This window comes from Streptomyces sp. NPDC053432, assembly GCF_055585365.1.
The window spans coordinates 331,348-353,133 of record NZ_JBVJKF010000002.1; the positions used below are offsets into that span (position 1 = coordinate 331,348).

A 21,786-nucleotide genomic window follows, 5' to 3' on the forward strand; every position below is an offset into this window, starting at 1 on the left:
TATGCCTCCTTATTACCCCGTTACATGGATCCCGGTACGTTGCCGGGGCGGGCTGGCGGCGTGAAAACCCCCGGTCCGACCACGTCCGCCGGGCCGTTCCCCCGGCGGTGCAAGGCTCGGTGCACCCGTACGGGTGACGGGTTCGGTCCCGGCGGCGGCCGTGCGGCAGGGTGGGCGGATGCTGCTGCGCCGGGCCCTGCCCCTGACCCTTGCCGCGCTCGCCCTGGCCACCGGGTGCGTCACCGTGCACCCCGCCGCCCCACCGGAGCCCCGGCCCCCGGCCACGGCGGCGGCGGCCCGTGCGGATCAGCCGCGACCGGCGCCGCCCCCACCGCCGCTGGGGACCCTGCCCGGGGCGCCCGCGGCGTCGGCCGCTCCCCCGGTGCCGGCCCGGGACCCGGCGCCGCCCGCCGCCCGCCCGCAGCGGGCGGAACCCGAGCGGCACGCGCCGGCGAAACCGGCCCCGGCCAAGCCCCGTACCCGCAAGCCGGCCACCACGAAGGGGCGGCCCGCGCCACGGCGGACGTACGACATGGCGCCACTGTGCGCCGCGGCCCGGGGCACGGTCTCCCCCGAGATCCTGGCGCTCTGCGGCTAGGGGGTGTTGCGAAAGTCCCGCACCGCGCCCACGGCGCCCGGCACGCACTCTCGCCGCACCGGCCGAAGCCCCGAGTACGCCCGGTACGAGGGCCTTCGACCGGCACGCCGAGAGCACGCACCGGACACCGCGGGCACCGCACAGGACTTTCACAACACCCCCTAACCCGGCGGCTGGTCCGGCCCGTACAGCGCGAGAAGTTCGGCGCCCAGGCGGGCGAGCCACTCGCGGACCTCCGGCGGCTCCAGCACCTCCACCCGGCTGCCCAGCCCCGACACGTGCGCGGCCAGCGCCCTCGGTGCCGGGCCGTCGATCCACACCTCGGTCCAGCCGTCGGGGAGCGGATCCCCGACGCGCAGGCGGCCCCCGGAGATCCTCGCCAGCCGGGGCAGTGCGTCCGGGGCGACGCGGGCCCGGGCGGTCACCGCGTACAGCCGCTCCTCCATCGCTCCGGCCAGTTCCCGCCAAGTCGTGGCGAGATCGAAGTCCGGCGGCCGGTGGGCAGGTTCGCCGGTCGGCTCGGCCGAGGTGACCCGGCTGAGCCGGAAGGTGCGCAGCCCGTCCTCCGTGCCGGCGACGAGGTACTCGATGCCCGCCTTGGCCACGAGTCCGAGGGGATCGACCACGCGCTCGCGGGCCGGCTTGCCCACGCCCTCGTACCCGAGCCGGATCCGCTGCCCCTCCACCACGGCGCGCTGGAGCGCCTCGCGGTGCGGGGTCGCGGCCGTGACGGGGGTACGGGCCCAGTCGGTGCCGTCGACGGCGGCGGCCCGGGAGGCGGCCTCGGCGTCGCCGCGGAGCGTGGCGGGCAGGGCGCGGACCAGTTTGCGCAGGGTGGTGCGCAGTTCGGGGGTGGTGGCGAGCGGGCCGGTGACGAGGAACAGGGTCCTGATCTCGTCGGCGGTGAGGCCCGTGAGGTTGGTACGGGCGCCCCCGACGAGGGACCAGCCGCCACCCCGGCCGCGCTGCGCGTACACGGGGATCCCCGCGGCGGCCAGGGCCTCCAGGTCGCGCCGTGCCGTCCGCTCCGACACGTCGAGTTCGGCCGCGACCTCGGCGACGGTGACCCGCCCCCGCTCCTGGAGGAAGAGCAGGGCGGCCACCAGCCGGTCAGCCTTCACGGGAGCCGCTCCGCACGGCGCTTCGGCCGGCACGTCGCGCAGGATTTCGCACAGCATTTCGCATGCGGGGAATTCTGCCCGGAAAACAGGCCAGAAGGTGGCCACTTTTCCCTCCAGGATGAGGTCATGACCGAAACGAAGCAGTTCGAAACAGCCCAGTCCTCCCCCGCGGCCCAGTCCTCCCCCGCCCAGTCCCCCGCGGCAGCCAAGTCCCCCGTCGGCGACCCCCGGCCGGACCTGGCGGCGGCCATCGCCCTCGCCGGGCGCACCCTCGCCGCCGTCCGGCCCGACCAGTACGACGCCTCCACCCCTTGCACCGACTTCGACGTCCGGCGGCTGTCGAGCCACCTCGTGGGCGTACTGCGGCGGATCTCGGTCATCGGGCGCGGCGAGGACCCGTTCAGCGTCCCCTCCTTCGCCGACGAGCTCGCCGACGGCGAGTGGGCGGCGGCCTGGGGGCCGGCGGCCGAGGAAGCGGAGAAGGTGTGGGGGGATCCGGAGATCCTGGGCCGCGACCTGCACCTGCCGATAGGCGTGAAGCCGGGCGCGGTCGCGGCGACCATCTACACCAGCGAGCTGACCGTGCACACCTGGGACCTGGCCACCGCGACCGGGCAGCACCCGCAGTGGGACACCGGCCTGCTGGAGCGGCTGCTCGAGGTGATGCGCCGGGCGCTGCCCGCCGAGACCCGCGGCGGGCGGATCCCCTTCGGCGAGGTCGTTCCGGTCGCGGCGGACGCCTCCGCCATCGACCGGCTGGTGGCCTGGTCGGGGCGCCGCCCCTGAGTTAATCGATGGAGGGGGCCGCCCCGCATACCTACAGTGACGGGGCACCCCGTCGTCGAGCAGGAGCGGATCATGCGCACCCACTATCCCCGTACGCCGCACCTGCCCTGGTCCCCCGGGGCGGCGGCGGACGACGTCCGGGCCACCGGACTGGCGGGGCTGGCCGGCCGCGAGGTCGTGGTGACCGAGAAGCTCGACGGGGAGAACACCACCCTGTACGCGGACGGCCTGCACGCGCGCTCGCTCGACTCGGCGCACCATCCCTCGCGGGCCTGGGTGAAGGGGCTCCAGGGACGCATCGGCGCGGGGATACCGGACGGCTGGCGGGTGTGCGGGGAGAACCTGTACGCACGCCACTCGATCCCGTACGAGGACCTCGACAGCTGGTTCTACGGGTTCTCGGTGTGGGACGGGGACCGCTGTCTGGACTGGGACCGGACCGTACGGTTCCTGCGGGGACTGGGCGTGCCCGTTCCGCGCGTGCTGTGGCGCGGTGTCTTCGACGAGCGCACGCTGCGCAAGCTGCGGCTCGACACCACGCGGCAGGAGGGGTACGTCGTGCGCACGGCGGCCGGGTTCGCGCGCCAGGACTTCGGGCGCCACGTGGCCAAGTGGGTGCGCGGCGGGCACGTGCAGACCGACACGCACTGGATGTTCGCGCAGGTCGTACCCAACGGGCTCGGCCCGACGGCCCCCTTGTGGGGGCTGCGGGCCGGCGCCGAGGCGGACGTGCCGGGGCTGTGCGCGGCCGTCGGCATGCCGGCGGCCTCCGACGCGGACGAGGTCGCCGAGGTGACCGCCCGGATCGACGGGGCGGGGCGGACCGGGGACGACCGGCTGGCCGGGGTGCTGGCCGCCGTACTGCGCCGTGAGCCGCGGGCCCGGATCATGGCCCGGCTCGCGGCCGGGCCCGCCGGGATGCGGCTCGCGCGGCAGGTGGGCGACCTGGTGGGGCTGTACCCGTACCTCCAGCGTCCGTTCCCCGACGCGGAACGGCGGGCCGGGCTGGTCCGGATGGCCGCCGCGGCCGACCTCGGGGTGCTGCACGCGCTCGCCGGGGCGCTGGCGGACGGCCCGGAGGCACGGGAGTGCGCCGAGTGGTCCGCGCTGTTCGCCGAGGAGGCCGGACTGCTCGGCGCCGACCCGCTGGAGGATCTGCGCCGCGCACTCCGGGAGTCCCTCGCCGGACTCGACCCGGTCGCCGCCGACCGGTGCTGGGCGGAGACGCGGCGCGCCTTCGCGGAAGGCCGGATCAGCGGCGCGGCCGTCGAGGAGGCGGTGGCGGCGAGCTGGCAGTGGCGCGAGGGGGAGTTCCCCAGGCTGGTGCAGCTCTGCGGCCCCTCGGGCAGCGGGAAGAGCACCTTCGGCCGCGCCCTGCCGGGCGTGGACGCGTACGTCGGCCTCGACGACCTGCGGGCCGCACGGGGCTCCCGTGCGGACCAGCGGGCCAACGCGGAGGTGCTGGGCGAGGGACTGGACCGGCTGGACGCCGCGCTGGCCCGCGGCGGCACGGTGGTGTGGGACGCCACCTCGCTCACCGGCCGGCAGCGGGGCCTGGCCGGGTCCGTCGCCCGCCGCCGGGACGCCCTGGTCACCCACGCGGTGCTGCTCGTCGACGAGGAGGAGCTGCGCCGCCGCAACGCGGTGCGCCCGCATCCGGTGCCGCCCGCTGTCCTGACCTCGCAGCTGCACCGGTTCAGCCCGCCCGTTCCCGGTCAGGCGCACCGTACGTGGTACATCGGCGCGGACGGCGGCGTCGCCGACGAAGCGGGCGGGCTGGCCGGACCGCGCGGAGAGGGCGGGGACTTCTGATGCGCACCAGCGAGCAGCTCTACCACCAGGTCCGCTGGGACCCCCGGTTCGACCCGGCGCGCTTCGTGCTGGGCCTGCTCCAGCGGGGTGCCGCACCCAAGCGGGTCCCACTGCCCTCCTTCGTGCCCGGCGGGGACATCCCCTGGCACCGGGTGCTGTTCGTCGAGGCGGACGGCGAGCTGGTGTGGGACAGGGCCTCCGGCGTCGACCGGATCGACGTGACCGACGCGGGCCGGGTCCGCGCGCCGCGCCTGCTGCGCGCGCCGTTCTTCACCGCGCGCACCCCGCACGCCTGGGACCCGGTGGGCGGCGGCGCCTGGCGCCCGGCCGAGGCCGGCGGCGCCACCACCGACGGCGCCCCCGCCGACGTACGGCTGCTCACCTGGAACACGCTCTGGGACCGGTACGACGCCCCGCGCATCGCCACCGCCCGGCGCAGGCCCCTGCTGCTGGCCGAACTTGCGGCCGCCGATGCCGACGTCATCGCGCTCCAGGAGGTCGAGCCCGCACTGCTCTGCATGCTGCTGGAGGCGCAATGGGTGCGTGCCGGGTACACCGTCGGCACGGATCCGAGTGGCCGGGACGTCGCCGAATGCGGGCTGCTGGTGCTGAGCCGGCTGCCGGTACGGGAGGCGGGGCTGCACGTGCTCGGCCCGCACAAGGCCGTCACGGCCGTGACGGTGGACACCGCGGGCGGCCCGCTCGTCGTCGCCGCCACCCACCTGACCAGCGATCACACCGAGCGGGGCGACGTCCGGCGGGAGGCCGAACTGGCCCGGCTCGCCGAGGGCCTCGGCGCCATCGAGGCCGGCGTGGCACTGCTCGGCGACTTCAACGACGGCCGCTCCGGCGCCGAGGGGCCCGCGGCCGCGCTCGGCATGCGGGACGCCTGGAACGACGTGCACGGGCCGGCCGACGCCACGCCGACCTTCGACCCGACGGCCAATCCGCTGGCCGCCGTCGGCTCCCTGACGGGCCGGGCCGCCCGGCTGGACCGCATCCTGCTGCGCGCGGCCGGCGCCCGTGTCACGCGGGCGGCGCTGCGCGGCGACTCCCCCGGCGCCGAAGGCCTGTTCCCCTCCGACCACTACGCGGTGGAGGCGACGCTCGGCTTCGGCGCCGCGCCCGTACGGCTCGACGCAGCGGCGACGGCACGCACGGCGGTGGCCTGGCTGCCGCCGGACCTCCCGGACGCGGTGGCCGACCTGCGCCGCGCACACGATCCGCAGGCCGGCCGCTGGCCCGCCCACGTGAACCTGCTGTTCGGCTTCGTCCCGGAGTCCACCTTCGCGCAGGCCCTGCCCCTCCTCTCGGACGTCGCGGCGGGCACCGCCCCCTTCACCACCGAACTGCGGGGCGTGTACGAGTTCGGACACCGCGAGGACGCCACCCTCTGGCTGGACCCGGCCGCGGCCGGTGACGCCCCCTGGCAGGAGCTGCGCCGCGCCCTCGCCGAACGCTTCCCCTCGTGCCGGGGCCGCACGGAGGGCTACACCCCGCACCTGACGCTCGGCCGCAGCAGCGATCCCCGGCGGGCGGCCGCGGAGTTCAGCGCCCGGCTCGGCCCCGCGCTGTCCGCGCGGGTCGGTGAGCTGGCCGTGCTCTCACGGCGCGGAGACGGTCCGATGCGGGTGCGGGCCACCGTCGCACTGGGCACCGGCGAAGTCCGCTGGATCCCGGAGCCGGCGCCCGTACCCGCCCCGGCGGCCCCCGCCGGCCCGGTGACCGAGCGGCTGCGCGCCGCCCTGCCGGAGGCGGAGCTGTACGTGGCCGGTTCCCGGCGCATGGGATGCGAGCTGCCCGCGGCGGACCTGGACCTGGTGGCGGCGCTGCCCGACACGGCCGGCCTGCGCGGCCGGGTGGCCGCGGCGTTCCCGGACGCCACGCGGCTGCGGGAGGTGACGGGAGCTCGGGTGCCGGGGCTGCGGTTCCGCGTCGGCACGCTCGACGTGGACCTGGTGGCCGTCGCCGCCGGGACGGGGGACCCGGCGCACGCGGTGTCCCGACGGTCCGGGCTGGGCGAGGCCGCGGCCCTGGCCCTGAGCGCGGTGAGCGACGCAGAGGCGCTACGTCGGCACGTGGGCGCGGAACACGAGGCGTTCGCCGCCCTCGCCCGGCGGGTGAAGGCCTGGGCCCAGGCCCGGGGCCTGGACTCGGCCCCGTTCGGCGGGCTGCCGGGGCTGGCCTGGTCGGTGCTGGCGGCGCGTACCGTCCGCGAGGCCGGCGACCGCTCCCCCGAGGGCCTACTCCTGGACTTCTTCGGCACCTGGGCCGCCTGGGACTGGCGCGCCCCGGTCGCGCTGGCCCCCGCCGCCCCCGCACCGCCGCCCGCCCCGCTGACGATCCTCACTCCCTCGTATCCCGTGCGCAGTTGTACGGCCCAGGTGGGCGAGGGCATGCGGGAGCTGCTGGTGCGGGAGCTGTACGAGGCGTGGGAGCAGCTCTCCGCCGACCCCACGGCCCCGCTCACCGCCGCACCCCCGATGCATCGGCGGCATGCCGCGTGGGCGGTGGTGACGGTACGTCCGGACGTGGCCTCGCTCGATGACACCCTGGGCCGGATGCGGGGCAGGCTGCGGGCGCTGCTCGGTGCGCTGGAGGAGGCCGGGGTGCGCGAGGCGCACGCGTGGCCCCGTCCCTTCGAAGCGACCCCCGACGTCGCCCGCTACGCGATCGGGCTGGGGGCGGCGCCGCCGGATGCGGGTGGGCTCGCCGCGGTGTCCACTGCGTGGTTGCGCGGCCTGCCGGGGGTGGAGGTCACCCACACCCCGAACGGCGAGGTCCCGGACCTCCCCTGACCCCACGGCGGGGTGCCCCCGCAGAGCGTCGAACGCGGGCCGCGCCTAACGGCCGCCGAGGTCGGGTGCGCGGCGGGGTGCCCCTCCAGTACGTCGAACGCGGGCCCCGACGGGGTCAGCCCCGCTGCCACCCCCGCGCCGCCGGGGCCGGGCGTGCGACGGGGTACCCCCGCAGTACATCGAACGCCGGCCCCGACAGGGTCAGCCCCGCTGCCACCCCCACGCCGATGGGCCGGGTGTGTACTGGGGTGCCCCCGCAGTACGTCGAACGTCGGCCCCAACAGGGTCCGCCCCGCTGCCACCCCACGCCGACGGGGCCGGGTGTGTGCCGGGGTGCCCCCGCAGGGCGTCGAACGCAACTACGCTTGGTTGCCGGTGCCTCTGCAGGTTCGACGCCCGAGGAGGTGCCCCGGCGCGCGCCCGGCCCCGGCGGCCGTTAGGCGCGGCCGAACCGGGGTGCCGCTGCGCGGAGCAGGTCCCCTACCCGCCCTTCCACCGTTCCCCGGGCTCCGCCCGGACCCGCCCCGGGGCTCCGCCCCAAACCCCGCGCCTCAAACGCCGGCGGGGCTGGGTGGGGGGCTCCGCCCCAAACCCCGCGCCTCAAACGCCGGGGAGGCTGGGTGGGGGGGGCACCGCCCCAGACCCCGCGCCTCAAACGCCGACGGGGCTGGGTGGGGGGGCACCGCCCCAGACCCCGCGCCTCAAACGCCGACGGGGCTGGGTGGGGGGGCACCGCCCCAGACCCCGCGCCTCAAACGCCGGCGAGGCTGAATCCGGTCCGGCCGGACCCGCGCCCGAACGCCGGCGGGGCTGGATCGGGCCCCGGCCGGACCCGCGCTCGGGGGCGGAACCCCCGGCAGCGGGGGGTCGACGGGCGGCCGTGGGGGCTCGGCGGTCAGGGGAGGATGACGAGCTTGCCCGCCGTATGTCCACCCCGGCTCAGTTCGAAGGCCTCCGCCAGCTCCCCCAGCGGAAACGTCCGCGCGACCGGCACCGTCAGCCGCCCGCTGTCGGCGAGCCGCCCCAGCTCCGCCAGGTCGGCTCCGACCGGCCGGACCCACATCCATTCGCCGCCGGCCCCCGTCACGGTGGGGTCCGCGATGGAGGCGTGGCGGCCGTCGTAGTGCAGGACATCACGGGTCACTCCGAGGACCCCGCCGACGAAGTCGGCGACGACCGTCGGCCCGTCGGGTACGAGGGCCCGGACCCGCGCGGCCAGCCCGTCGCCGTATTCGACGGGCTCCGCCCCCAGCTCCCGGACCCGGTCGTGGTTGCGCGCGGAGGCCGTGCCGATGACCCGCGCGCCCAGCGAGCGGGCGATCTGCACCCCGAAGGAGCCGACCCCGCCGGCCGCGCCGTGGATGAGCACGGTGTCGGCCGCGCCCGTCCCGAGCCGCGTGAGCACCTGGTACGCGGTGAGCCCCGCGAGCGGCACGGCCGCGGCCTCGGTCCAGTCGAGCGCGGCGGGCTTGCGCGCCAGGGCCCGCACCGGCACGGACACGAACTCGGCGAAGGTCCCGCCGTGCACGTAGTCCTTACGGGCGTAGGCGAACACCTCGTCGCCCTCCACGTACTCGGGGGCGTCGATGCCCACCCGCTCCACGGTGCCGGCCACGTCCCACCCGGGGACGACGGGGAAGACGACGTCCATGAGGCCGTCGAGCCCGCCCGCCATGATCTTCCAGTCGACGGGGTTGACGCCGGCCGCCTTCACCCGGACGAGGACTTCTCCAGGTCCGACCTTCGGCACAGGCAGCCGCGTCTCGGTGAGCACCTCCGTCCCGCCGTACGTCTCGTACGCCATCGCCCGCATGGTGTCCTGGGACATGAACCGATACCGACCTCTCCGCGACGCAGTGGTGGGACCCGCCCCCGGGACCCATCCCACCACGTACTGCGTCCGGAGGGCGGCAGGCGACCCCGCGGGCTCACTCGTACTCGGTGCCGCCCTTGCGCGTCAGGTAGGCCGGGCTGACCGCCTTGGCGATGGCCCGGCCGCCCACGACCGTGCTGTACCGCTCCGTCGCGGGCCGGATGACGACTCCCTCGCGCAGGTGCAGGGCCTTGCCGGACACGGTCTCGCGGCCGCTGGCCCACTCCAGGACCGTGTCGAGCGCGTACGGGCCCTCGTACAGCCTCGGCACCAGCGGCAGCTCGCCGCCGGCGAGCAGCTCCGCCGGGTCCAGCCAGCGGACCTGGCCGTCGATCTCGGCCGATACGTCGAACACGGCGAGGCCGGGCGGCGCGTCGGCGGTGCGCACGTCCGTCCCGTACGCGAGGTCCTGGACGCCCGCCCCGTACACCTCGCCGAAGACACCGATCCGGGTCGCGCCGAGCCGGGCGGCGAGGCCCGCGGCGACGGCCGGTACGTCGTGGCCGCGTACGGCCCGCCAGTAGAGGTTGCGCTCGTCCTCCTTCAGGGCCAGCCCCTTCGCTCCGAACCCCTTGGAGGTGACGAGGCTGCGGCCGCCCTCCACGACGTACGTGAACAGGCAGGCGGTGCCGTGCAGTTTCTCGGTGAGGACGACCGGCTCGCCCTCCTCGAAGATCTGCGGGTAGCGCTGGAGGTTCTCGATGTCCACCCAGGGCAGCAGGTCGGGGGCGGATTCGACGTCCCCGCTCATGCTGGTGGGTATCGGCGGGGCCCATTTGGTGATGCCGAGCAGCTCCGCGAAGTCCGTGCCCTCCTCGGCCGCCTTCACCAGATCGACGCCGTCGAGCGCGCGCGGCCTGCAGACGAGGCCCTGCGAGAGCTCGCCCCGCAGCCGGACCGCCTTGACCCGGTCGGCGGAGCCGCCGGCGAGCCGGCCGGTCAGGCCCAGCTCCTCGATCAGGTCCGCGGGCAGCACGGCCTGTTCGGGGATGTAGACGGCGAACTCGCCCGTACGGTAGGCGCCCTTGGCGATCACGGCGCGGTAGAGGCCCACCTGGGCCAGTTCGAGCGCGTCGGCGTTCGGGTGCTCGTGGACGGTCAGCTCTTCGGCGGTGACCCGCAGGGTCGACATGGGCAGCTCCTCGTACGGTACTTCCTGATCGGCCCCCACTCTCCGCGCCCCGATTTCCGCTGGTCCAGCGGAAATCCGGGTGTTAACCTGCCGCGCCGTCCCCCACGGACCGGCACCACGTACCTGTGCCCACCAGGGCACCCGGGAGGTCCCATGTCACGTCGTGCGGTCACCGTCGTCACCGGCGGCAGCAGGGGCATCGGCGCGGCGGCCTGCCTGCGCCTGGCGGCCGGCGGGCACGACCTCGCGCTGGGGTACGTCCGGGACGCGTCGGCCGCCGAGGCCGTCGCCGAGCGCGTACGGTCCGCGGGGGCGCGGTGTGTGACCGTACGCGCCGACACCGCGGAGGAGCGGGACGTCGAGCGGCTCTTCGACATCGCCGGCGCCGAACTGGGCGCGGTGACCGGCCTGGTCAACAATGCCGGGGTGACGGGCCCGCTGGGCCGGCTGGCGGACGCCAGGACCGAGGACCTGCGGCGGGTGGTCGAGGTGAACCTCCTCGGGTACCTGCTGTGCTGCCGCCGGGCCGCCCGGGACATGGCCGGGTCGGGCGGCGGGGCCATCGTGAACGTGTCCTCGGCCGCCGCCACCCTGGGCAGCCCCGGTGACTACGTCCACTACGCGGCGACGAAGGCCGCCGCCGACGCGCTGACCGTCGGTCTCTCCAAGGAGCTGGGCCCCGACGGGATCCGGGTCAACGCCGTGGCCCCCGGCATCATCGAGACCGACATGCACGCGGCGATGGGCGACCCGGAGCGCCCCGCCCGCGCGGCTGCGGGCATCCCGCTCGGCCGGCCCGGGCAGCCGGAGGAGGTCGCCGGCGCGATCGCATGGCTGCTGGGCCCCGATGCCTCGTACACGACGGGGACGGTCCTGCGGGTCTCCGGCGGCCGCTGAACCGCGTCTGGGGCGGTACCGGCCCGGCGACGGGCACCGCGGGACCCGCGCCCGCGCCGGCGCCGGCGGCGCGGGGGCGGCACCCGGGTGGGCCTGCCGGGATGCGGGCCGCCGGGCACCGGTGTGGACTCTGGATGGCCGAGTGGCCCTTGCGGACACGGACCCGCGGGCCGCGCTACCAGCTGGAGGAACACCCCGATGTCGCCGAGCAAGCCGAGCATCGTCTTCGCCCACGGACTGTGGGCCGACGGATCCTGCTACAGCAAGCTGATCCCCACCCTCCAGCGCGAGGGCCACGAGGTGGTGTCGGCGCAGAACAGCCTCGATTCCCTGGAAGGGGACGTGGACGCCGTCCGCCACGCACTGGGACGGGTCAGCAGTCCCGCTCTTCTCGTCGGCCACTCCTGGGGCGGCTACGTCATCACCGCCGCCGGCACGGACGACCGCGTCGCCGGGCTCGTCTACATCGCCGCCCTGGCCCCGGACGCCGGGGAGAGCCCGCAGGAACTGATCGGAAGGTTCGACCCGCCGCCGCTCTTCTCCCACCTCGACAACGAGGAGGGGCGCATCTGGATCGCGCGCGACGGCATCTCCGACTTCTGCGGTGACCTCCCGCAGGAGGAGCAGCAGCTGGTGTGGGCCACCCAGGGCGCACCGCGCGCGGAGGTCCTGGGGGCCACGGTCGACACGCCGGCCTGGCGGTCCAAGCCCAGCTGGTTCCTCGTCACCACGCAGGACCACGCCGTGAGCCCGGAGCTTCAGCGGTTCGGGGCCCAGCGCATGGGAGCCACCGTCGCGGAGGTCTCCTCCGCACACGTCCCGATGCTGTCGCAGCCCGAGGCCGTGCTCAGCCTCATCAGGAAGGCGGCCGGATCGCTGTAGCCCTGGCCTGCACTGCGCTGCGCTGCCCTGCCCTGCGCTGCGCTGCCCTGCCCTGCGCTGCCCCGGCTGGCCTGCCCCGCCCGGCCGGACGGTCTAGTCGAGGGCCGCCTGGGTGGCGGGGCCGTATATGCCCTGGGGGTCGCCCTTGATGTCCCGGTCGCGCTGGAGCTGGCTGACACCGCGCTTCGTCTGGCCGTCGTAGACGCCCGTGACGGAGACGTACGTGAATCCCTGCCCGTACAGCAGTTCCTGGAGGGTCCTCACCTCCGGCCCCTTGTCCCCCATGCGCAGCGTCGCGGTGGGCCAGCCCGCCTTCGAGGCCGCCGGGTTCGAGGAGGACGTCGGCTTCGAGGCCTGGCTGGTGGGCGGGCCGGAGGACTGGGGCGCCGACGGCGAGGGGCTCGGGCTACGGGTCGGCCCGGACGGCTCGGGTGAGCCGGCCGGCTCGCCTCCGGACGCCATGCGGCCCGGGAGGCCGGGCACGGTCAGGCCCGTCGGTGCCTGGGCCCGCGGTGGCTCCGGGTCGCCGGGCCCGGTCAGCATGAGCACCAGGCCACCGGCCGCGCCGAGTCCGAGCAGGGTGAAGACCGCGATCATGAGCGGGTCCGCGCCGCGGCGCTCCCGGCGGCGCCCGCCGCGGGGCGGGAACGCTGCGGGGGGACCTCCGGCCTCGGTTTCCCGGTCCGGCCCGGGCACGGGCGTCGCCGCGTACGGGCCCGGGGCCTGGCTCCGGTTCCGGTCCAGGCCCTTCGTCAGGTCCAGGTCCAGGTCCAGATCCCGGTCCTGGCTGCGGTCCGGGTGGGATGCGGGTTCCGTCCGCGCCCACACGGGCGTCGTCGGACCGGACGGCCATACCGTCGACTGGGGCACGTACGGGTATACGAAGGGGCCTTCGTCGGGCGAGGCGCCGTACTCATCGGTGTCGTGGGACATGTTCGCTCCCGGCGAGGACGGGGGCCGGCGCGCGATGCGGTGCCGGGCCCCATCCGGCCGGTCAGGCCCTGCGCCGCCGGGCGGTCAGGGCCGGGAGGGCCTCGCCGGCGGCCGGGGCCGTTCCGGGCGTGCCGAGGACGGCTGGGGCGAGCGACGGGCGGACGGACGCGGGTCTGGACATCTGCGGGTCTCCGAAGTACGGCTCAAGCGGTACGTCTGCGGTACGACCGCGGTCGTTCTGCGATCGTTGTGCGGCTCTTCCGTGGCGGTTCTTGATCGGCGCACTCTTTCCCCCCGGGACGGGCCCGGTCAAGCCGGGTGTCCGTTCCGCCCTGGGACGTCCCCTCTGTCGGGTCGGCGGCGGATCGCCGTGGCCCACACCGTCACGGCGGCCAGCAGCATCAGGGCCGCTCCGCCGAGCGGGGCCGCGGGCGCGGAGAGGCCGTCGACCGCGAGACCTCCGAACAGGGCGCCGGCCGCGATCGCCAGGTTGAACATGGCCACCATCAGCGAGGACGCGGCCTCCGCGGCGGTCGGAGCCGCCTTGATCATCCACTTCTGCACGCTCACCGAGACCCCGCCGTACACGAGCCCCCAGGCGAGCAGCAGGGTGGTTCCGGCGACCGCTCCCGGAAGGACCGCGATGAGCGCGAGGATCAGGCTGAGGAAGGAACTGATCAGGAGCAGGTTCCGGTACGCGTCGCGCGCCCCGGCCAGGAAGTTGCCGGCGACGCCGGCGAGGCCGTAGCCGAGCAGGAGCGTGCTGACCCGGTCGGCGCTGATGCCGGAGACGTCCTGGAGGATCGGCCGGACGAACGTGTAGGCGGCGAACTGCCCCGTCACCACGAGGAAGGTGACGATCACACCGGCCCGTACCGCACGGTTCCGGCGCAGCAGGGCGGGCAGTTCGCGGAAGGCGATGCGCTGGGTCTGCGGCAGCCGCGGCAGGAAGAGCAGCAGTGCGGTGAGCGTGACCAGACCGAGGCAGCCGACCGCCGCGAAGGCGGTGCGCCAGCTGCCGAGTTCGCCGAGCAGGGTGCCGGCGGGGACACCGAGTACGGAGGCGGTGGGGACGCCGCTGAACACGAGCGCGGTCGCCCGGCCGACGTGCCGCTCGGGAACGAGGCGGGCGGCGAGCCCGCCGGCTATCGCCCAGAAGCCACCGACGCTGACGCCGACGAGCAGCCGGGCGCCGAGCAGGACGCCGAAGTCCGGGGCGAGGGCGGCGGCGAGGTTGGCGGCGGTCATCAGGGCGATGAGCACGCAGAGGACGTGCCGCCGGTCGAGCCGGCCAGCGCCGACGGTGACGAGCGGGGCGCAGAGCCCGGCGACCAGCCCGGGCACGGTGACCATCAGCCCCGCGGTGCCGTCGGAGACGCCGAGGTCGGCGGCGACGGGGGTCAGCAGGCCGACGGGCAGCAGCTCGGAGGTGATCAGGCAGAAGATCCCGAGGGCGACGGCGCACACCGCCGCCCAGCCCTTCCAGGCAGCGGGAGCGGGAGCAGGGACGGGTCCGGACCCGGCAGCCGGCCCAGGGCCGGGCGGGGTTTCCGGGTCGGGTGAGGGCGCGGGGTCACCGGGCGCGGCGGCTGCGGTCATCGGTCGGTACTCCGTACGGGGCGTTCGGCGGGCAGGTCTCGGCAGCACGGGGTGCCGGGGGTCGCGCCTCCCCCGTCACCCGCACTGCCGTTCCGAGCGCCCGGTCGCCCCACTCGTTCCCACGCTCTGCGGGCGTCCTGCTTCACTCGGACGCGTGAGGTGGAGGACCGGGTCCGCCGCAGGGTACGGCACAGTGGTCGAATGCAGTTACGCCGGGCCTTCCCCCTGTCCCTCGTCGCGCTCCTCGCGAGCGCCGGCTGTGTCTCCGTGGGCCCCGGGGCCTCGGTTCCGTCGCCCTCGCACGGTCCGGTACCGCCCGTGAACGCGCCCGACGTGCCGCTCTCCCTCCCCCTGGGCCGGCTGCCGGGCTCCCCCGTGCCGGAACCCGACCCGGAGCCCTCTCCCGCCCGTTCCGGGAAGGCGGCGGTGCAGCCGCGGAGGGCGCGTACGCCGGGTCCCGCGACCGCCCGCCCCCGCCGCAAACCCGTGCCGCCCCCGCACCCGCCGCGCATGGACGAGCTGTGCACGGCCGCGGAGGGGTCCGTACCGGCGTCCATCGTCGACCTGTGCCTGCGCCAGTACGGGCGCTGACCGGGGATGTGAGGCTTGACCCTCCCCCTGTGTCAGGGCCTGCACTGGAGAACGTCATGTTCAGCATCGGAGATTTCGCCAAGCACGGCCGGGTGTCGGTCCGCATGTTGCGTCATTACGACGCCCTCGGACTGCTCCGCCCGGCCCGCGTCGACCCCTTCACCGGTTACCGCTTCTACGAGGCCGGGCAGCTCGCCCGCCTCAACCGCGTCATCGCGCTCAAGGAACTCGGCTTCAGCCTCGACCAGGTGGGGTCGATCCTCGACGAGCGGGTCGACGCGCAGGAGCTGCGCGGCATGCTGCGGCTGAGGCGGGCGGAGCTGGAGTCCGCCGCGGCCGCCGCGGCGGCCCGGCTGGTCCAGGTCGAGGCGAGGCTCCGGACCATCGAGAACGAGGGAACCATGCCTGCCGACGACATCGTCGTGAAGAGCCTCCCGCCCGTACGGCTCGCCGAGCTGACCGGGATCGCGAGGAGTTACGAGCCGCAGGACATCGGCCCGGTCGTCGGGCCGCTGTTCGAGGAGCTGTGTCGCGCCGTGGAACGGGCGGGGGTGGCTCCGGCCGGACCCGGCATCGCCTACTACGAGGACGCTCCGGACGGGGCGATCCGCGTGCACGCCGCGCTGCCGGTGGCGGCGTCGGTGGGCGCCGGGCAATTGGGGGGTGGGGTGCGGATCGTCACGCTGCCCGGGGTCGAGCGGGCCGCGACGGTGGTGCACCGGGGTTCGATGGACGGGGTGCTGCCCACGGCGCAGGCGCTGGCCCGGTGGATCGACGCGCACGGCCACCGGTCGGCGGGGTACGCGCGGGAGCTGACGCTGGCCTGCCCGGAGGACCGGGACCAGTGGGTCACCGAGTTGCAGGAGCCGCTCGCCTGAGGCGGCCCGGGCGCGCGGTGCGGCGGACGGTGCGCAGGCGGCACAGGGTGACGTGGCCGCGCCGCCGCCACTCGGCGCGCGGCAGCCCGGCGCGGTGGCCGCCGCCGGAGATGAGGGCGTTGACCGGGGTCATCGGGTCGGCGCCCAGTCCCTTGGCGACGAGGACCCCGACCACGAGCGGCGCCAGGGCCACGGCCAGGGCCGTCCCGGCGGTGGTCACGTGCTGCCGGGTCGGCCGGAGTGCGGTGGTCGTCGTGGCGCGGGAGGTCTCGGAGGTCATGGCCCCATTCGACCAGCGGCGGCGCGGCGGGGAATCGGGGCGGATACTCAGGCCGTTGGGCACGACGTACTCAGATCGGCGAGGGGGCGGCGGATGTCGGAAGGGCAGGGCTTCGAGCCCGCGACCGGTGACGGGCCGGCGTTCGCCGCGGCGGGTCGGGAGGCGGAGGTGCGCACGGCCTACGAGGGGCTGCTGCAGATCCGCCGCCTGGTGGGCGGCGGCCCGGCGGGCGCCTCGGTGCCCGCGCCGTGGGAGGTGCGCCAGGCCCCGCGCGCGGTGGCCCTGGCCCTGGAGGCCGCGGGCATGCCTCCCTCGGCGCTGGACGGGGAGGGCCGGCGCACGCGCACGGGCTACCGGGTGGCCGCCGTGGCGGAGCCCGGGCGCGCGCAGGTGACCTGGCTCGGCGCACCGGGATCCGGCGCGGCCGAGGAGGAACAGGAGCGGCTGGGGGACTGCGCGGCGGCGCTGGAGCGGGCGGGGTGGGTGTGCCTGATGTACCGGGGCCCGCGCCGCCGCCGGTTCCTGGAGGTGGAACCGCCGCGCTGACGGCCCGGCCCGCAAAACCCACTGGCCACGGCCCTCCCGCGCGGGCAGACTCGCCGGATGGGCATGCTCGACGTCATGGCTGACCGGCTCGGCCGGGGCGAGACCGTGGAATTCAGGCCGACCGGCGACTCGATGACGCCGCTCGTCCGCAGCCGGCAGAAGGTCCGGGTCGCGCCCGTCGACCCGGCGCTCGTCGAGGTCGGCGACATCGTCCTGGTCCGCGTCTCGGGCACGGTGTACCTGCACCTGGTGTCGGCCGTGGACGGCCCCCGCCGTCGCGTGCGGATCAGCAACAACCGGGGCCGCGTCAACGGCTGGGCGGGGCATGAGCGGGTGTTCGGGATCTGCCTGTCCGTGGACGGGGTCCCGCGTCCGGGGGCCGGCGCCAAGGAGCGGGGGGCCGGGGCTCCGGGCGGCGTGCGGCCGGTCGGACTGGCCACCGGGCGGATGGACCTCGTACCCCTGCGGCCCTCACACGCCGAGGAGATGGCCGGCGTGCTGGCCGATCCCGCGCTGCACTCCTTCACCGGCGGTGCGCCGCTCGCGGCCGATGCGCTGCGTGCGCGCTACGAGCGGCTCGCCGCCGGGTCACCCGATCCCGGGGTCGTCTGGTGCAACTGGGTCCTGCGGCTGCGCGCCGGGCGGCAGCTCGTCGGTACCGTCCAGGCCACCGTCGAACCGGAGCGGGGCCTCGCCGAGCTCGCCTGGGTCGTGGGTACGCCCTGGCAGGGCCGCGGGCTGGCGGCGGAGGCCGCACGGGCACTCGCCGACTGGCTGCGGGGGCTGCCCGTCGGCCTCCTCGTCGCGCACGTGCACCCGGACCACGCCGCCTCCGCCGCGGTGGCCGCCGCGTGCGGGCTGCGGCCCACCCCGCACCGGCAGGACGGCGAGGTCCGCTGGGAGTCCGGCGGCGGCCCCGGGGGGCCTACCGGTTGAGCGCGAGCAGGAGTACGTCCACCTCCCCTCCGCGCGAGGGGGCGAACTCCCGGGTGCGCCCGGTGACGGCGGGGTCGTGGCGGACGCCGGCCCAGTGCGTGTCGAAGGGCTCGCGGCCGTAGGAGTACGCTCCGGCCGGCCCGGCCGCGTACCGCGGGCCGGGGTCCGTCAACTGCTCCCAGAAGACGTCCAGATCAGTGTCCCGGGTCTCGCGCAGCTCGATCACGATGTGCATGCGCCGGTCCCGCTCACCTGGTCACGGTGTGCCGAAGGTCAGTGTCAGCTGGGGCGTCCCCTCACCCGCCTGCGCCTCCGAGGACCACAGCCACAGGGCGTCCGTGCCGGTGCTGGTGAGCCCCAGGTCGTAACTGCCCCCTAGCGCCGCGGAGATGCCCGCCGTGGTCAGCGCGGCGGTGTGCACCGCCGAGCCGTCCGGGATCCCGGCGAAGCCGCCGAGCGCCGGAGCGCCGAGGCCGGGGCGGTTGTTGAACGTCGTCCCGGCCTCGGTCCACGCCCCGGTGACGGGCACCACCGAGACGGTGTCCGTCGTACCGGCGCCGCTCATGGTGCTGGTCTTGACGCTCAGGACGGCCGACTTGAGCACGGTGCCGGCGGGCGCGGCGGGCAGGTTGAACCGCAGGTAGCTCGCGTAGAAGGAGCTGCCGCGCACGGCGAGCGAGCTGGAGGTCCCGTAGTTGGTGTCGGGGGCGCCGGCGTTGGCGTAGGTGTCCTCGCCGGCGGTCACCTGGACCACCTGGTCGGCCGGGGCGGTGGCGAGGGCGTAGTGGTTCTGCACCTGCGCCGCGCTCAGGGCGGTCGGGTAGACGGCCGTCTCGTCGAGCTGCCCCGCCCAGTACTCGCTGATGGGGCGGTCGGGCCAGCCGCCGAGGCTGTCTCCGCCCGCGTGCCAGTAGCCGGCGAAGTTCTCGTTCGTGGTGACGGCCAGGGTGCCCTTCTGGGCGCCGTCCACGTAGAGGGTCATGCCGCCGGGGCCCTGGGTGGCGACGACGTGGTGCCAGGCGTTGTCGTTGTAGGCGCCAGGGGTGGTGACGGTGCGGGTGGCGCCGGTGTAGACGCCGAAGACGAGCCGGCCGTCATTGGTCATGTAGATGTGCTTGTCGTACTGATTGCTGCCGCGGGCCTGGTTGTTCCCGAAGCCGACGAGCTTGCCGCCCCGGGTGGTGTTCGTCCTGAACCAGGTCTCGATGGTGTAGGTGTTCCCCACGGTCTGCCGTTCGTCCCCGTACACCTGGGTGTCGGTGCCGTTGAAGCCGATCGCCGTGCTCGCGCCGGAGACCGCGCCGGGGCTCTGCCGCAGGGCGGGGGCGTTCAGGTGCACCCCGCTCCTGTTGCCCAGGGCTGAGGAGTCGGCGACGAAGGGCAGCGCGGACTCGTCGTAGCGCCAGTACTGCCGGGCCCCGTCGGCCCTGACCTGGTTCGGGTAGGCGTCTGTCTTCGTCGGGACGGTGACGCTCGCCGTGGCCGACAGGGCGCTGGTGTTGCCCGCCGCGTCGGTGGCCGTCACCCGGTAGGTGTAGGACTGGCCGGCCGTCACGGTCGTGTCGGTCCACGAGGCCTGCGGACGCCTGAAGAACAGCGAGTCGGCGCCGACCGTCGCGACGGGCGTGGCCGCGCCGTTGCGGTAGACCTTGTACGTCAGCGCGCTGTCGTCGAGGTCGAGGCTGGTGCGCCAGCGGACCTGCACCTCGCCGGGCTTGAAGCTGACCGCGCTCGCGACGGGCACGCTCGGCGCCCCGGTGTCCCCGGTGGAGGCGAAGCGCGTCAGGCTCTGCTGCGCCGCGCCGTTGACGGTGGTGAACTCCCCGCCGACCCACAGGTACTGGACGCCGCCCTTGGAGCCGACGGTCATCACGCGCGGCCCGATGCCCTCGCCGATACCGTCGTTGGTGTCGGGGGCCCAGCCCAGCTTGCCGGTGCCGGTGGTGGGCTGGGCGAGCAGGTGGTGGCGCTGGCCGTCGGGGAACTCGCCGACGCTGGAGCAGTCGTGGGCGTGGGAGGCGCTGTAGAGCACGCTCTGGTACGGCAGTACGGCCTGGGTCGCGCCCAGGCAGGTGTCGCGCCAGCGCTGGTTGAAGTCGGCGAGGTTCAGGGCGATGCGGCCGTCGAAGACACCGCCGCCCGTGCCCTCGTTGGCGGTGTAGAAGCCGGTCGCGTCCGTCGCGATGTCCTTGACCACCGAGTTGGTCTCGATGAAGCCGGGGTAGGACCTGGTGAGAGCGCCGCTCGTCGCGTCCACGACGGCCAGCGCGTGGGTGTTCGTACCGTTGACCGTGAAGAAGTCTCCGCCGAGCAGGACGCTCTTGCCGTCCGGGGTGACCTCGACCGCGCGCCCGGGCTCGTCGGCGTCGGCGGTGAAGGGCTTGAGGGCCCCGTCGGCCGCGCCGACGGCGGCGAAGCGCTGGCGGGACTGGCCGGCGACACTGAGGAAGTCGCCGCCCGCGTAGACGGTGTCGCCGGTGACGGCGAGGGCCCGGACGGTGGCCGCGAAGGCGGGGCGGAAGTCCGTCTTCACCGTGCAGCTCGCCACGTCCACGGCGGCCAGGCTGGAGACGGCGGTGCCGTTGACGGCGCCGAAGTAGCCGCCCGCGTACAGGGTCTTCTTGTCCGGGGAGAGGGCCAGCGCCCGGACGGTGGCGGTGCCGGAGGCGACGGTGAAGGAGAGGGTGCAGGAGGTCGGCGCGCCGGTGGCGGCGTCGAGCGCGGCGAAGTTCACGGCCGGCTGCTCGCTTCCGGCGCCGCCCGCGGGCGGGCGCACGGCGGAGAAGGTGCCGCCGACGAAGACCTGGCCCGCCGCCTCGGCGAGGGCCCAGACCACGCCGTTGGGCTGCCACGTGGACAGCGGGTCGGCGGTGAAGGCGACGGGCGGGGTGACGGCCGCGGCCTGCGGGACGAGGCCGAGGCCGAACCCGGCGCCGGTTCCCGCCAGGGACAGGGCGACGGCGGCCGCGAGCCCTCTGGATCTGCGCATGAACCCCCCAGTTCTCGGTGCGGTGTGACCGTACGGGCGCACCCTAGGGGGATTCGGTCTTCCGTTCACTCCAAATGAAGGATCGGTTGCCAATTCGCGTCATCGGCACGGGAAGCGGACCGCTGCCCTCACTCCGCCCCGGCCGCCGGGAGGAACTTGCCCGCCTTCAGTTCGAGCTGACCCTCGAAGTACGCCGCCGCGTCGGGACGCATCCGGGCGAGGGCGACCATGCCCGTGATGATGACGTCGCACACCTCGTCGTGGACGTCCTCCCAGCTGTGCGAGTGCCCCTTGCGGGGGTTGGTGCCCTTGGCGCCGATCACCGCCTGGGCGGCCTCGCCGAACTCCTCGCCGATCTTGAGTACTTGGAGGACGTGGCTCTCCTCGGGCCTGATCCCCTTCCGGGCGTCCGAGGCGTCGAAGCGGTCGGCGAGCGCGCTGATGGTGTCCCATGGGGTCGTCACGGCCAGACCCTACAGGCGCCGCCGCTTCAGCGCGGCTTCGCGCGGACGTGCATCCGCTCCCCCTGCCTGCCGAAGAGGCTGAGGATCTCCACGGGGCGCCCGTCCGCGCTGGTGAACCAGTGGGGCAACCGGGTGTCGAACTCGGCCACTTCGCCCGGGCCGAGGACGAGGTCGTGCTCGGCGAGGACCAGGCGGAGCCGCCCGTTGAGCACGTACAGCCATTCGTAGCCCTCGTGCGTACGGTGGTCCGGCTCGGAGCCCCGGTCCGTGATGATCAGCTTGTACGCCTGGAGTGGTCCCGGGGTCCGGGTCAGCGGGACGAACGTCCCGCCGTTCGGCAGCGGGTGGGGGGTCAGCCGGACCCGGGGATCACCGACCTCCGGGGCGCCGACCAGGTCGTCCAGCGGCACGCCGTACGCCCCGGCTAGCGGCAGCAGCAGTTCCAGGCTGGGGCGGCGTCCGCCGGACTCCAGCCGCGAGAGGGTGCTCTTCGAGATACCGGTCGCCTCGGAGAGCGCGGCCAGGGTGAGGCCCCGGGCGGCGCGCAGCCGCCGGAGCCGGGGGGCGACCTGGTCGAGGACGGCCTGGTACGGCCCAGGCGCGTCCGGCGGGTCGGCCGGTGCGGTGTCGGCTGAGGTGTTCATGCGGGCATTCCACCTCTCCGTCCCGGA

20 protein-coding genes are annotated in these 21,786 nt (G+C 75.3%); 10 read left to right on the plus strand and 10 right to left on the minus strand.

Annotated elements, in window-relative coordinates; translation table 11 throughout:
• Positions 1–178: 178 nt before the first annotated feature.
• The gene (locus ACZ6Y1_RS04620) at positions 179–598 is read left to right on the plus strand and encodes a hypothetical protein (RefSeq protein ID WP_469622778.1); all 420 of its coding nucleotides are present in this window, start codon (positions 179–181) and stop codon (positions 596–598) included.
• A 161-nt stretch (positions 599–759) separates the two neighbouring features.
• Here the strand turns inward: ACZ6Y1_RS04620 and ACZ6Y1_RS04625 are convergent, their stop codons facing one another.
• A complete protein-coding gene (locus ACZ6Y1_RS04625) occupies positions 760–1,719 on the minus strand; it encodes a helix-turn-helix transcriptional regulator (RefSeq protein ID WP_469622781.1) in 960 nt (319 codons plus the stop codon).
• Between the two features lie 126 nt (positions 1,720–1,845).
• Between ACZ6Y1_RS04625 and ACZ6Y1_RS04630 the strand changes: the two genes are divergently transcribed.
• From ACZ6Y1_RS04630 to ACZ6Y1_RS04640, 3 genes are all read left to right on the plus strand, one after another.
• Entirely contained in the window at positions 1,846–2,505 is a 660-nt protein-coding gene (locus ACZ6Y1_RS04630; protein WP_469622784.1) for a TIGR03086 family metal-binding protein, read from the plus strand.
• 72 nt (positions 2,506–2,577) lie between these two features.
• Entirely contained in the window at positions 2,578–4,317 is a 1,740-nt protein-coding gene (locus ACZ6Y1_RS04635; protein ID WP_469622787.1) for an RNA ligase family protein, read from the plus strand.
• Complete coding sequence (locus ACZ6Y1_RS04640) at positions 4,317–7,115, plus strand: poly(A) polymerase (RefSeq protein WP_469622790.1); 2,799 nt, start codon at positions 4,317–4,319, stop codon at positions 7,113–7,115. Before ACZ6Y1_RS04635 ends, ACZ6Y1_RS04640 begins: the two co-directional genes overlap by 1 nt.
• 895 nt (positions 7,116–8,010) lie before the next feature.
• Here ACZ6Y1_RS04640 and ACZ6Y1_RS04645 read toward each other — a convergent pair.
• A complete protein-coding gene (locus tag ACZ6Y1_RS04645) occupies positions 8,011–8,928 on the minus strand; it encodes an NADP-dependent oxidoreductase (RefSeq protein ID WP_469623683.1) in 918 nt (305 codons plus the stop codon).
• Positions 8,929–9,043: 115 nt separating this feature from the next.
• Positions 9,044–10,120: an RNA ligase (ATP) gene (locus ACZ6Y1_RS04650; protein WP_469622793.1), complete on the minus strand. Its 1,077-nt coding sequence runs from the start codon at positions 10,118–10,120 to the stop codon at positions 9,044–9,046.
• A gap of 153 nt (positions 10,121–10,273) precedes the next feature.
• Here ACZ6Y1_RS04650 and ACZ6Y1_RS04655 point away from each other — a divergent pair, with 153 nt between their 5' ends.
• Entirely contained in the window at positions 10,274–11,017 is a 744-nt protein-coding gene (locus ACZ6Y1_RS04655; RefSeq protein WP_469622796.1) for an SDR family oxidoreductase, read from the plus strand.
• A 198-nt stretch (positions 11,018–11,215) separates the two neighbouring features.
• The gene (locus ACZ6Y1_RS04660; RefSeq protein ID WP_469622799.1) at positions 11,216–11,899 is read left to right on the plus strand and encodes an alpha/beta fold hydrolase; all 684 of its coding nucleotides are present in this window, start codon (positions 11,216–11,218) and stop codon (positions 11,897–11,899) included.
• A gap of 93 nt (positions 11,900–11,992) precedes the next feature.
• Here ACZ6Y1_RS04660 and ACZ6Y1_RS04665 read toward each other — a convergent pair whose 3' ends face one another.
• Both ACZ6Y1_RS04665 and ACZ6Y1_RS04670 read right to left on the minus strand, forming a co-directional pair.
• Entirely contained in the window at positions 11,993–12,832 is an 840-nt protein-coding gene (locus tag ACZ6Y1_RS04665; RefSeq protein WP_469622802.1) for a peptidoglycan-binding domain-containing protein, read from the minus strand.
• A gap of 309 nt (positions 12,833–13,141) precedes the next feature.
• Positions 13,142–14,431 (minus strand): MFS transporter, encoded by a 1,290-nt coding sequence (locus ACZ6Y1_RS04670; RefSeq protein WP_469622805.1) that lies wholly within the window; start codon positions 14,429–14,431, stop codon positions 13,142–13,144.
• 201 nt (positions 14,432–14,632) lie between these two features.
• Between ACZ6Y1_RS04670 and ACZ6Y1_RS04675 the strand changes: the two genes are divergently transcribed.
• Both ACZ6Y1_RS04675 and ACZ6Y1_RS04680 read left to right on the plus strand, forming a co-directional pair.
• Positions 14,633–15,022 carry a hypothetical protein gene (locus tag ACZ6Y1_RS04675; RefSeq protein WP_469622808.1) on the plus strand — a complete coding sequence of 130 codons (390 nt, stop codon included), beginning with the start codon at positions 14,633–14,635 and terminating at the stop codon, positions 15,020–15,022.
• Positions 15,023–15,078: 56 nt separating this feature from the next.
• Positions 15,079–15,900: a MerR family transcriptional regulator gene (locus ACZ6Y1_RS04680; protein ID WP_469622812.1), complete on the plus strand. Its 822-nt coding sequence runs from the start codon at positions 15,079–15,081 to the stop codon at positions 15,898–15,900.
• On the opposite strand, the gene ACZ6Y1_RS04685 is transcribed toward ACZ6Y1_RS04680, so the two are convergent.
• On the minus strand, positions 15,872–16,180 hold the full coding sequence (locus tag ACZ6Y1_RS04685; RefSeq protein ID WP_469622815.1) for a hypothetical protein: 309 nt from the start codon (positions 16,178–16,180) through the stop codon (positions 15,872–15,874). The genes ACZ6Y1_RS04680 and ACZ6Y1_RS04685 overlap by 29 nt on opposite strands.
• A gap of 93 nt (positions 16,181–16,273) precedes the next feature.
• Between ACZ6Y1_RS04685 and ACZ6Y1_RS04690 the strand changes: the two genes are divergently transcribed.
• A complete protein-coding gene (locus ACZ6Y1_RS04690) occupies positions 16,274–16,726 on the plus strand; it encodes a hypothetical protein (protein WP_469622817.1) in 453 nt (150 codons plus the stop codon).
• Positions 16,727–17,173: 447 nt separating this feature from the next.
• A complete protein-coding gene (locus tag ACZ6Y1_RS04695; RefSeq protein WP_469623686.1) occupies positions 17,174–17,662 on the plus strand; it encodes a GNAT family N-acetyltransferase in 489 nt (162 codons plus the stop codon).
• Here ACZ6Y1_RS04695 and ACZ6Y1_RS04700 read toward each other — a convergent pair.
• The 4 genes from ACZ6Y1_RS04700 to ACZ6Y1_RS04715 form a co-directional block, all read right to left on the minus strand.
• Complete coding sequence (locus ACZ6Y1_RS04700) at positions 17,652–17,897, minus strand: hypothetical protein (protein WP_469622820.1); 246 nt, start codon at positions 17,895–17,897, stop codon at positions 17,652–17,654. The two genes, ACZ6Y1_RS04695 and ACZ6Y1_RS04700, sit on opposite strands and share 11 nt — an antisense overlap.
• A gap of 21 nt (positions 17,898–17,918) precedes the next feature.
• Positions 17,919–20,651 carry a LamG-like jellyroll fold domain-containing protein gene (locus ACZ6Y1_RS04705; protein ID WP_469622824.1) on the minus strand — a complete coding sequence of 911 codons (2,733 nt, stop codon included), beginning with the start codon at positions 20,649–20,651 and terminating at the stop codon, positions 17,919–17,921.
• 128 nt (positions 20,652–20,779) lie between these two features.
• Positions 20,780–21,115: a MazG-like family protein gene (locus ACZ6Y1_RS04710; protein ID WP_469622828.1), complete on the minus strand. Its 336-nt coding sequence runs from the start codon at positions 21,113–21,115 to the stop codon at positions 20,780–20,782.
• Between the two features lie 26 nt (positions 21,116–21,141).
• A complete protein-coding gene (locus tag ACZ6Y1_RS04715) occupies positions 21,142–21,759 on the minus strand; it encodes a helix-turn-helix domain-containing protein (RefSeq protein WP_469622831.1) in 618 nt (205 codons plus the stop codon).
• Positions 21,760–21,786: the final 27 nt, after the last annotated feature.

Coding starts and splice junctions, on each gene's coding strand:
- ACZ6Y1_RS04620 (WP_469622778.1), top strand. CDS start 179: ATGCTGCTGCGCCGGGCCCTGCCCCTGACCCTTGCCGCGCTCGCCCTG.
- ACZ6Y1_RS04630 (WP_469622784.1), top strand. CDS start 1,846: ATGACCGAAACGAAGCAGTTCGAAACAGCCCAGTCCTCCCCCGCGGCC.
- ACZ6Y1_RS04635 (WP_469622787.1), top strand. CDS start 2,578: ATGCGCACCCACTATCCCCGTACGCCGCACCTGCCCTGGTCCCCCGGG.
- ACZ6Y1_RS04640 (WP_469622790.1), top strand. CDS start 4,317: ATGCGCACCAGCGAGCAGCTCTACCACCAGGTCCGCTGGGACCCCCGG.
- ACZ6Y1_RS04645 (WP_469623683.1), bottom strand. CDS start 8,928: ATGCGGGCGATGGCGTACGAGACGTACGGCGGGACGGAGGTGCTCACC.
- ACZ6Y1_RS04650 (WP_469622793.1), bottom strand. CDS start 10,120: ATGTCGACCCTGCGGGTCACCGCCGAAGAGCTGACCGTCCACGAGCAC.
- ACZ6Y1_RS04655 (WP_469622796.1), top strand. CDS start 10,274: ATGTCACGTCGTGCGGTCACCGTCGTCACCGGCGGCAGCAGGGGCATC.
- ACZ6Y1_RS04660 (WP_469622799.1), top strand. CDS start 11,216: ATGTCGCCGAGCAAGCCGAGCATCGTCTTCGCCCACGGACTGTGGGCC.
- ACZ6Y1_RS04665 (WP_469622802.1), bottom strand. CDS start 12,832: ATGTCCCACGACACCGATGAGTACGGCGCCTCGCCCGACGAAGGCCCC.
- ACZ6Y1_RS04670 (WP_469622805.1), bottom strand. CDS start 14,431: ATGACCGCAGCCGCCGCGCCCGGTGACCCCGCGCCCTCACCCGACCCG.
- ACZ6Y1_RS04675 (WP_469622808.1), top strand. CDS start 14,633: ATGCAGTTACGCCGGGCCTTCCCCCTGTCCCTCGTCGCGCTCCTCGCG.
- ACZ6Y1_RS04680 (WP_469622812.1), top strand. CDS start 15,079: ATGTTCAGCATCGGAGATTTCGCCAAGCACGGCCGGGTGTCGGTCCGC.
- ACZ6Y1_RS04685 (WP_469622815.1), bottom strand. CDS start 16,180: ATGACCTCCGAGACCTCCCGCGCCACGACGACCACCGCACTCCGGCCG.
- ACZ6Y1_RS04690 (WP_469622817.1), top strand. CDS start 16,274: ATGTCGGAAGGGCAGGGCTTCGAGCCCGCGACCGGTGACGGGCCGGCG.
- ACZ6Y1_RS04695 (WP_469623686.1), top strand. CDS start 17,174: ATGGACCTCGTACCCCTGCGGCCCTCACACGCCGAGGAGATGGCCGGC.
- ACZ6Y1_RS04700 (WP_469622820.1), bottom strand. CDS start 17,897: ATGCACATCGTGATCGAGCTGCGCGAGACCCGGGACACTGATCTGGAC.
- ACZ6Y1_RS04705 (WP_469622824.1), bottom strand. CDS start 20,651: ATGCGCAGATCCAGAGGGCTCGCGGCCGCCGTCGCCCTGTCCCTGGCG.
- ACZ6Y1_RS04715 (WP_469622831.1), bottom strand. CDS start 21,759: ATGAACACCTCAGCCGACACCGCACCGGCCGACCCGCCGGACGCGCCT.